The sequence below is a fragment of the uncultured Pigmentiphaga sp. genome (genome assembly GCF_937950555.1).
Classification (GTDB): domain Bacteria; phylum Pseudomonadota; class Gammaproteobacteria; order Burkholderiales; family Burkholderiaceae_B; genus Pigmentiphaga.
The window spans coordinates 1-9501 of record NZ_CALFCW010000033.1 but is presented as its reverse complement, the minus strand read 5'-3'; the positions used below and the strand labels follow the sequence as shown (position 1 = coordinate 9501).

11 protein-coding genes are annotated in these 9501 nt (G+C 64.9%); 10 read left to right on the top strand and 1 reads right to left on the bottom strand.

Annotation, left to right across the window (positions count from 1 at the left end; genetic code table 11):
- Positions 1 to 1315 precede the first annotated feature (1315 nt).
- The 10 genes from Q0319_RS10170 (at position 1316) to Q0319_RS10125 (ending at position 8992) form a co-directional block, all read left to right on the top strand.
- Entirely contained in the window at positions 1316 to 1498 is a 183-nt protein-coding gene (locus Q0319_RS10170; protein ID WP_299452202.1) for a helix-turn-helix domain-containing protein, read from the top strand.
- The gene (locus tag Q0319_RS10165; RefSeq protein ID WP_299452199.1) at positions 1498 to 2004 is read left to right on the top strand and encodes a hypothetical protein; all 507 of its coding nucleotides are present in this window, start codon (positions 1498 to 1500) and stop codon (positions 2002 to 2004) included. Before Q0319_RS10170 ends, Q0319_RS10165 begins: the two co-directional genes overlap by 1 nt.
- Positions 2001 to 3116: a DUF3631 domain-containing protein gene (locus Q0319_RS10160; RefSeq protein ID WP_299452197.1), complete on the top strand. Its 1116-nt coding sequence runs from the start codon at positions 2001 to 2003 to the stop codon at positions 3114 to 3116. Before Q0319_RS10165 ends, Q0319_RS10160 begins: the two co-directional genes overlap by 4 nt.
- Positions 3113 to 3412: a head-tail connector protein gene (locus tag Q0319_RS10155; RefSeq protein WP_299452195.1), complete on the top strand. Its 300-nt coding sequence runs from the start codon at positions 3113 to 3115 to the stop codon at positions 3410 to 3412. Before Q0319_RS10160 ends, Q0319_RS10155 begins: the two co-directional genes overlap by 4 nt.
- 56 nt (positions 3413 to 3468) lie before the next feature.
- Entirely contained in the window at positions 3469 to 4710 is a 1242-nt protein-coding gene (locus Q0319_RS10150; RefSeq protein WP_299452192.1) for a phage major capsid protein, read from the top strand.
- Entirely contained in the window at positions 4694 to 5221 is a 528-nt protein-coding gene (locus Q0319_RS10145) for an HK97 family phage prohead protease (RefSeq protein WP_299452189.1), read from the top strand. The genes Q0319_RS10150 and Q0319_RS10145 overlap by 17 nt, the downstream gene beginning before the upstream one ends.
- Positions 5218 to 6381 carry a phage portal protein gene (locus Q0319_RS10140; RefSeq protein WP_299452186.1) on the top strand — a complete coding sequence of 388 codons (1164 nt, stop codon included), beginning with the start codon at positions 5218 to 5220 and terminating at the stop codon, positions 6379 to 6381. The genes Q0319_RS10145 and Q0319_RS10140 overlap by 4 nt, the downstream gene beginning before the upstream one ends.
- A 261-nt stretch (positions 6382 to 6642) precedes the next feature.
- Positions 6643 to 7167 carry a TerS protein gene (locus Q0319_RS10135; RefSeq protein WP_299452183.1) on the top strand — a complete coding sequence of 175 codons (525 nt, stop codon included), beginning with the start codon at positions 6643 to 6645 and terminating at the stop codon, positions 7165 to 7167.
- On the top strand, positions 7164 to 8669 hold the full coding sequence (locus Q0319_RS10130) for a terminase TerL endonuclease subunit (RefSeq protein WP_299452180.1): 1506 nt from the start codon (positions 7164 to 7166) through the stop codon (positions 8667 to 8669). The genes Q0319_RS10135 and Q0319_RS10130 overlap by 4 nt, the downstream gene beginning before the upstream one ends.
- Positions 8666 to 8992 (top strand): phage head closure protein, encoded by a 327-nt coding sequence (locus Q0319_RS10125; protein ID WP_299452177.1) that lies wholly within the window; start codon positions 8666 to 8668, stop codon positions 8990 to 8992. The genes Q0319_RS10130 and Q0319_RS10125 overlap by 4 nt, the downstream gene beginning before the upstream one ends.
- A 127-nt stretch (positions 8993 to 9119) precedes the next feature.
- Here Q0319_RS10125 and Q0319_RS10120 read toward each other — a convergent pair.
- Positions 9120 to 9501: hypothetical protein (locus tag Q0319_RS10120; protein ID WP_299452175.1), on the bottom strand; the 382-nt coding region annotated here is incomplete at its 5' end.

The following is a 9501-nucleotide window of genomic DNA, read 5'->3' as shown; positions in this document are numbered from 1 at the left end:
GGCGGCATGGACCCGGTCACGGTCGCACGGCTGACGGGGACGTCGCTGGAAATGATCTCTAAGACATACGGGCACCTCGTCGAGGGGGCCGCACGCGACAAGCTGGCGAATTTGGACTTCGTCTAGTTGCGTGTGTGGAGATGGCGGGGCTAGGAGGGGTTCCAGCCCCCCTACCCCCCCCTTGAAAAGTCCGCAACATCCGCAACAAGCGCCACGTCATTGATTTGCAAGGGCTTTTTTGTTGCGGATCGTGTGGCGTGTTGCGGCAACGAGCGCAACGCTGGAGGGCACCCTGGCGGATGGTGTGCGGCGCCCTTACGAGCGAGCCAGGACGGATGGCAAGGGGAACTATTGGGCGCGCCCCCTTCAGGCAGGGGATAGCTGAAATCCCTTTCCCGGAATTATGGGGCAGCATGGTATTTGGCAAAGAAACTTTCGGCTTTGCCCGCACAGCCTCTAACCGGACGCCCGCGAAGCCGGGCATCAATTGGAGCGCAACGCTGAACGCTAGGGAAGTTGGCGGAAACGCATGGTTGAATGGTCCTAACAGCGGGCATCCCATGCCGCGATGCGCCGGGAACCGGATTCACCCGGATTTCGTCACAATACAGATAGGAAGGGTGGAGAAATTCCTGAACGCTAACCCGAGTAGCCAATTCCGGGCTTAGTCTGGATAAGGCGGAATATTGGCGAGTCAGGCGTGACGAAAAGATGGCCGATTCGTGGGGAAGCCTGAAAGCCGTGGTATAATGAAAGAGTAGGCCAAAGATGGCCTATTCGTGACGACTCCGGGAAGCAGTGGTATAATGGACTGGTGGCCTCGGATTGTTCCGCGGCGCGACGAAAATAACCACGCCTGATCTCGGTGGTATAATGAAATGGTAGGCCTCGGATTGTTCCGGGGCCTTTTGCGTTTCCGGGCCTAGTCCCGATGACTTCTTGACGGAGGTCACCCGCACCCTTCGGGGGAGCGTCAACAGTTTCCGTCGGTCTCGCAGCCGACAGACACGCGCGCAAGCTGCGACAACGCTGCAACCTCCGTCCGCCGTCCTGCGTTAACGGGCACCGAGCGCCCCCGGTTTGTAGGGGCGCAACCATTCGGCAGCCGGTCGCGTAGCTGGCTGCTGATCCCGTGCGGTTCCACCCGGCGTTCGCTCATTGCGTCGGCGCACGGGCGCCGCCGGGAGCGCATCCCGGCAACTATTCGAAGGCCTGCCAGTGACGCGGCGGGCCTTTTTGCTATCTGGCCCTGACCGGCCAGTACCCGACCCGCCGAGTGCGGGTTTTTTTGTGTCTGTTGTCCTGCGAGGTTGATATGAAAGACAAGCTGGCAGTACCCGTGCCGGAGGCGTGCACGCGCCTGGGCATCGGTCGAACCCTGTTTTACGAGCTGGTGAACGCCGGAGAGATCCGGACCTTCAAGGTGGGCGCGCGGACCCTTGTCCCCGTCGCGGACCTGGAAGCCTTCGTGGCACGAAAGCTCCAGGAGGTGGCGTGATGGGTGCCCAAACGAGCAACGCCCCGACCTGGCAGGGTCGAGGCGCTGAGAGCGTTCACGGCGAGGCGAACGCGCGCATCCTACTTGATAGGTTGGACGGCGTCCAGCCGTCCGGCAACGGCTGGCGCGCACGCTGTCCCGCGTGCGGCGGTCGCAGCCGCAAGGTGTCCATCGCTGAGTCTGGCGGCAAGGTGTTGGTGCATTGCTTCGCTGGCTGCAAGGCCGAGGACGTTATCGGGGCGGTCGGGCTGACCTGGGCCGACCTGTTCCCGCCGCGTCATTGGCCGGACAGTCCCGAGGAACGGCGGCAGCAACGCCAGGCGATCCAGCAAGCCGGATGGGCTGCTGCGCTCGCCACGCTGGCGACCGAGGCGACGATTGTCCGCCTGGCGGCGGCGCAGGTGGCCCGCTGGCAGCCGCTGAGCGAGGAAGACGACGCGCGGCTTGCGCTGGCGTGCGAACGTATCGACAAGGCAGCCGCCGTGCTGGTTGGGGGTGGCCGATGAGCGCGCTAGAGCAGGCGGCCATCGCCACGCTATACCCGGACGGTGCCGAAGTCCTGCGGGACGTGTACGACCACCTGAGCCGGTTTGTTGCCTACCCGTCGCTCCACGCGAAAGTCGCCCATGTGCTGTGGGTGGCTCACGCGCACTTGATGGACGCATGGGACACCACGCCCCGGATTGCGTTCCTTTCCACGGAACCCGGCAGCGGCAAATCCCGCGCATTGGAAGTGACCGAGGCGCTGGTGCCTAACCCGCTGCTGGCTGTGAGTGCTACTCCGGCCTACCTGATCCGCCGCATTGCAAACGAGGACGCGCTGCCGACTGTCCTGTTCGACGAGGTGGACACCATTTGGGGAAGCAGCGCACCCGGCAACGAGGAATTGCGCGCGCTGCTGAATAGCGGGTACCGCAGGGGCGCATCGGCTGGCCGGTGCGTCGCCAGGGGCAAGGAGATCGTGGCGGAGGAGTTCCCGACATATGCCGCCGTTGCGCTGGCCGGCATCGGCTCCCTGCCCGACACGATCCTGACCCGTTCGGTGATCGTACGGATGCGCAGGCGATCCCCGGATGAAAAGGTCGAGCCGTACCGGCAGCGTATCAACGGGCCGGAAGGCGAGCGCATCCGCGAAAGGCTCGCCCGCTGGGCGCGATCCGTGGCGGGTGACATTGACTATCCCGACCTGCCCGAGAGCATCCGCGACCGCGATGCTGACGTTTGGGAACCCTTGATTGCCGTGGCCGACGCTGCCGGTGAAGAGTGGCCCGAGTTAGCCCGTGCGGCGGCTGTGAAGCTTGTCGCGGAGGCCAAGGAGGGCGGCGGGGTCAGTCTCGGTGTTCGGCTGCTCCACGACCTGCGCGTGATCTTCGGCGAGGCCGACCAAATGACCACGGCGGACATTCTCGCCCGCCTGCACGAATTGGACGATTCGCCCTGGCATGACCTGAAGGGCAAGCCGCTGGATGCGCGGGGGCTGAGCTGGCGCTTGAGGCAATACGGCATCAAGCCGCGAACGATCCGCACGGGATATGCAACGCCGAAGGGCTACCGCCGCGAGGACTTGCTCGACGCGTGGGCGCGCTACCTGCCCGAAGAGAAAAAGGAAACCCAATGACCATCGCCACGCTGGAGCAGTTCAAGGACTATGTCCGCGAGCTGACTAACGACCTGGACGACACCTTCACGCTGGCGCTGGAGAGCGCGAGCGCGGAGGTTCGGCACTACCTCGGCTTCGATCCTGAAGCCTCCGGCCCGGAGCCTGACATCGTCATGGCCTGCTGCCTGTTGGCGGCGGTACATGCCGACGTGGGCGACCCGACCATAAACGCATACCGACGGAGGGCCGCGCAGCGATTGCTCGACCCCTATCGGTTGAACACAGGCTTCGGTGCCGCAGCGTCCGAATCCTGAAACCGACGGCCCCGAAAGGGGCCTTTTTCATTTGTGCACAAACGAAAGGAAACCTGATGAACCTGAAGTCCATTCGTGAGGCGAAAGCCAACAAGACCGCCGAGGCCCGCGCGATTCTCGCCAAGGCTGAAGGCGAAAACCGCAACCTGACCGCCGAGGAAGCGGCGAAGTTCGACGGCCTGAAGGCCGAGATTGAAGCGCTGGAATCGCAGGAAGCGCGCCAGCAGTTCCTCGAGGAAGCCGAGCGGCGGATGTCGGGCACAGTGGTCGCTGGCGAGCGCGGCAACGACCTGGAGCAGCTGGAGTCGCGCGTTTCGCTGCAACGCATCCTTCAGGCTGGCATGGAGGGCCGCGCGCTGGACGGTGCGGAAGCCGAATACAACCGCGAGATGGAGCGCCGCAACGGGCGCAAGGCTCAGGGCTTTTACGTTCCCATGTCGCTGCTGGAGACGCGCGTGAACACGACCACGAGCGCCGCTGACCTTGTCGGCACGGATCATCGCGCCGACCAGTACATCGGGCCGCTGCGCGATTCGCTGCTGGCGCGTAGGCTTGGCGTCCGCGTGCTGTCGGGCCTTCGCGGCGATGTCACGATCCCCAAGCATGGAACGTCCACCGTCACCGGCTGGGTCGCGGAAAACAGCGCCCTGAACGCTTCGGACATGACGTTCGGCAACGTGACCCTGTCCCCGAAGCATGCGGGCTGCCTGTCGGAAATGTCGCGCCAGCTCATCCAGCAGAGCGACCCGAGCATCGAGCGCCTGCTGCGCGACGACATGGCCTTCAACATCGCCAAGGCCATCGACGCGGCGCTGATTCATGGCGGTGGCACGAATGAGCCGGACGGCGTGACGGCCACGCTGGGCACCGCGAACGGCACGCTGGCAGGCCCGACGTGGGCGCAGGTGTTGGAAATCATCGAAGCCGTCGAGACCGCGAACGCGCTTGGTTCGCATAGCTGGCTGATGAACCCGGCTGCGAAGGCGAAGCTGCGCGAAACGCTCAAGGTCACGGGCGATGCGGGCGCCGGTTTCCTGTTGGAGAACGGCCAACTGGGCGGCTATGCGGTGCACACCACGAATCAGGCCGGTGCAACGTCCAACGGCAACAACGTGATCTTCGGCGACTGGAGCCAGGTCCTGCTGGGTGTCTGGTCGGAGCTGGACATCCTGGTCAACCCGTACGAATCCACAGCGTATGCACGCGGCGGCGTGATGGTGCGCGCGATGGCGACCGTAGACGTTGCCATCCGGCATCCCGAGGCTTTCGTTTGGGTGGACGATGTCCCGAGTCTCTGACCTGGAGCGGCGTTTCGCACCGGCCAGCATCGAGGGTCGCCAGCTCGTCGGGCTGGCGGCTCCCTATGAGTCCGAAACCCGGATTGGCGAGTTCCGGGAGGTGATCGCGAGGGGTGCGTTCGCCCGCACCCTGAGCGAGAACCGGGACATCCTGGCCTTGTGCGACCACGACCCGGCCAAGGTGCTAGGCCGGACCAAATCGGGCACGCTGGAGCTGAAGGAGACTGTGCACGGTCTCGAGTTTCGGCTCCAGTTGCCCGACACCACCATCGGGCGCGACCTTCGCGAGCTTGCCAACCGTGGCGACCTTGGCGGCGTGAGCTTCGGCTTTCGCGCTGTCCGGGATAGCTGGGAAGGCGACCTGCGCACGTTGCACGAAGTCGAGCTGCACGAAATCAGCATCGTGTCGGCTTGGCCCGCGTATCCCGATACAACCGTCGCGCTGCGCAGTCGGCCCATCGTCATGCGATGGATCGACCCCCGCCGTGCGTGGCTGGAGACTGTGCGATGAAGTGGCCTTGGAGCAAAAAGGAAACCCGCGCGGAGAATGACCCGTCATGGGCGGCGCTGATCCCGAGCGGCACGTCGGCAGGCTTGCCCGTGTCGCCGGGAAATGCGGAGACCATTTCGACCGTCTTTTCGTGCGTCCAGTCCATCGCGGAGACGGTCGCCACCCTGCCGCTGATTCTGTATCGGCGGGAAGGGAACGGCGACCGCGTGCGTGCGTCGGATCATCCGCTGTACCGGGTGCTGCACGATCAGCCGAACGAGCGGCAGACCGCGCTGGAGTTCCGCGAGATGCTGACCGCGCACGTTCTGCTTTGGGGCAACGGGTACGCGGAGATCAAGTCCGACGCAGCGGGCAACGTGATCGCGCTGGAGCCGATCCACCCGCAGAATGTCACGGTGCTGCAACTGCCGAGCGGTCGCATTCGCTATGACGTGGCGGACGCGCAGACCGGGAAGGTTCGCCCGCTGCTGGCCGACGAGGTCTTGCACCTGAAGGACAGGACGGATAACGGCATCGTCGGCAAGTCCCGCATCCAGGTTGCACGGGAGATGCTGGGGGGCGTGCTGGCATCGCAGGAACATGGCAACCGGGCCTGGGCGAACGGGGCGCGGCTGTCGGGCGTGCTGCAAACAGACAACGTCATGACGGATGAGTCCGTCGCACGACTGCGCGCGTCATGGGAAAGCCAGTTCAGCGGCACCGGCAACAGCGGCAAGACGGCCATTCTGGAGAACGGCCTGAAATACCAGCCGCTGTCGATGTCAAACGAGGATGCACAGTGGCTTGAATCCCGACAGTTCAGCGTCGAGGAAGTCTGCCGCATCTTCCGCGTCCCGCCCGTGCTGGTGGCCGACCTGCGGCATGCCAACTTCAGCAACAGCGTGGAGATGAACCGCTGGTTCGTGACGCATACCCTGCGCCGCTGGCTGACCATGTGGGAAGAGTCCTGCGAGCGTGCACTACTTGGCCCCATCGCACGCAAGCGGTACTTCATCGAACACAACGTGGAAGGTCTGTTGCGAGGCGACAGCACCAATCGTGCGCAGTTCTACCAGGCCGGTATCAGTGCGGGCTGGCTGCTGAAGTCCGAAGCCCGCACGCTGGAGAACCTGCCCGCCATTGAGGGCATCGACGATGCAGCGCAGGCCGACGCGGCCTAGCGGCAGGGACGCAGACCCCAGGCGCACCATCCCGCTGGGGAGCTACCGATGGCAACGGTTGCGGGCTGCGGTATTGGCCCGCGATCCGTTGTGCCGCGATTGCAAGCAACCCGCGACCGACCTAGACCACGACGACGGCGACCCGAGCAACAACGACCCGGCCAACCTGGTCCCGCGCTGCCATAGCTGCCACTCACGCAAGACGATGAGCAAGCAGCACGGATTCGATGAGTCGGGCTGGCCGCGCGACCCGTCGAGTCATTGGAATCGAAAAATCGCTGGCAACTGAGCGGCCCCGACCGCCGCCCGGACCTTCCTTTTATCGCTATGTCCAAGATTGAACGCCAAATCCGATCCGACAGCGCCGAGGCTGCCGTGAGAGCGGCCCAGAACGCCGCTGAAGGCCCGCTGGAGCCGCCGGGGCACGTCACCATCCCGGTTGAGGCGCGCCCCTTCTGGGACGCGCTGGTGCGCAACCGGCCGCGCCACCGGTGGAACGACGCGGACCTGGCGACCGCCGCCATGCTCGCGCGGGCGCAGTACGACGCGGACCGGCTGGCGCGGGAGATCGACGCCGAGGGCGACGTGATCGGCGACCGGCTGAACCCGAAACATGTGCTGGTGGACAAGCTGGGGCGCAGGATCGTGACCCTTTCGCGCCTGTTGCACGTTCACCCCGAGGCGACGACTGGACGCGCACGCGACCAGGGGAACGAGCTGGCGCTGGAGCGGGAAGCCGAAGCCGACCACGATCCGCTGATTCCGACCTTGCGGGTAGTGAAGTGACGCGGGCCGAGGCTGTCATCCAGTTTGTCGAGCGGTACTGCCTGACCCCGGACGGCGAGCATGTCGGCAAGCCGCTGCGGCTGGCGGAGTTCCAGAAGCGGTTCATTCGGGACGTGTACGACAACCCGGCAGGCACCCGCCGGGCCTACCTGTCCATTGCCCGCAAAAACGGAAAGTCCGGTCTAATCGCGGGCCTGCTGCTGGCGCACCTTGTCGGACCCGAGGCGCGGCTGAACAGTCAAATCGTTTCGGGGGCGATGAGCCGGGACCAGGCGGCGCTGGTGTTCAACCTGGCGGCGAAGATGGTGCAGCTCAACCCGAAGCTGTCGAAGCTGGTGCGGATCGTGCCGAGTTCCAAGCGGCTGATCGGGCTGCCGCTCAACACCGAATACCGCGCGCTCGCTGCGGACGGCAGGACGGCCCACGGGCTTTCCCCGGTGCTGGCGATCCTGGACGAAGTCGGGCAAGTGCGCGGGCCGCGGTCTGACTTCATCGATGCCATCACCACGAGCCAAGGCGCGCACGCGGAACCGCTGCTGATTGCCATTTCCACGCAGGCGGCGACGGATGCCGACCTGTTTTCGGTATGGCTGGACGATGCCGCACAATCGAAAGACCCGCGCATTGTCTGCCACCTGTACGCGGCCCCCGAGGGTTGCGACCTGCTGGACGAATCGGCATGGCGCGCGGCGAATCCTGCGCTGGGGCTGTTCCGTTCGCTGGACGACCTGCGCGAACAGATGATCCAGGCGCAGCGGATGCCGAGCATGGAGAACAGCGCGCGGAACCTGCTGTTGAATCAGCGCGTGAGTACCGATGCGCCTTTCGTGAGTCCCGAGGTGTGGAAGGCGAACGGACGCGAGCCGGTCGAGTTTGACGGCCCGGTCTATGCCGGACTGGACCTGTCCGCGCGAAACGACCTGACCGCGCTTGTGCTGGTCGGGAAGGTTCGGGGCGTGTGGCAGGTGCAGCCGCACTTCTGGACGCCTGCAAAGGGGCTGGAAGAGCGCGCACGGCGCGACCGCGCGCCGTATGACGTGTGGGCGCGGCAGGGATTCCTGCGCACGACACCGGGCGCGTCCGTGGACTATGAGCATGTAGCGGCGGACATGGCCGAGATTCTGGCCGGGCTGGACGTGCACGCCATCGCCTTTGACCGCTGGCGCATCGATGTCCTGAAGCGCGAGCTGGACCGCATCGGGCTGGCGCTGCCGCTGGTGCCGTGGGGACAGGGCTTCAAGGACATGGCCCCGGCCCTGGACGCGCTGGAAGCGGAGCTTCTGAACGCCCGGATCGCCCACGGGATGCACCCCGTCCTGACCATGTGCGCGGCCAACGCCACGACCACGAAGGACCCCGCAGGCGGTCGGAAGCTGGACAAGTCCCGATCCACCGGGCGCATCGACGGCATGCAGGCGCTGGCAATGGCGATTGGCATCGCGCAGACCGCAGACGCGCCGCCTGTTGACCCCTACGCAACCCGAGGGCTGCTCTTTCTATGACCTACGTCGCAACCGACCTGAACCGGAAGATCACCTTCCGGAAGCTGACCCTGACGCAAGACCCGAACACGGGCGAGATGATCGAAGCATGGGCGGATCATGTGTCCGTCTTCGCCCGCGTGGAGCCGCTGGTCGGGCGGGAGTACTTCGCCGCCGCTGCCGTGCAGGCCGAGGATACGACCAAGTTCACGATGCGCTATCGCGGCGACATCACCCCCGACATGCGGATCGCCTTCGACGGCGACACCTACGACATCATCAGCATCCAGAACATCCGTTCCGGCAACCGTGAGACTTTGATCTATGCCAAAGCTGCCAACTGATTACATCGAGGCCGCCAAGGCCACGCGGCACTAGCGCACGGCCCGACCGTCGCCAGCCCGTGCCGAGCTGGTGGAAGCAATCGGCGTAGGCCCCCGTCCGGTTCCACCCCGAAAGGGCGGGCGGGGGCTACTTTGTGGGAAATTGTAGGAAGGCGTACCACTCGCCATCGTCGAAACGGCGATTTTCAACTAGCGTAGCGCCTTGTTCCTTTGCGTAAGCCGCTACTGCTGCATCTCGGCTCATTCCGTAATCGGTAAGCGTCGAAACCTTGACGGCGTAAGTGTTGTCCGGAAAGACATTGGCCCCGACAAAGTTGGTAGCCGGAATCTTCAGAACGTCCATCACTTCCTCCCCACGGGCGACATGCCCGCCCAAGCTTACACCTGTTGCGGATGCTGTGGCGGCAATGTTGCGGATGCCCGATTCCGTAGGCGTCCGCCCGCGTCCGCTGGCGTCCAATGTTGCGGTGTTGCGGATGTTGCGGAGTTTCGGAGGGAGGGGTGCCCCC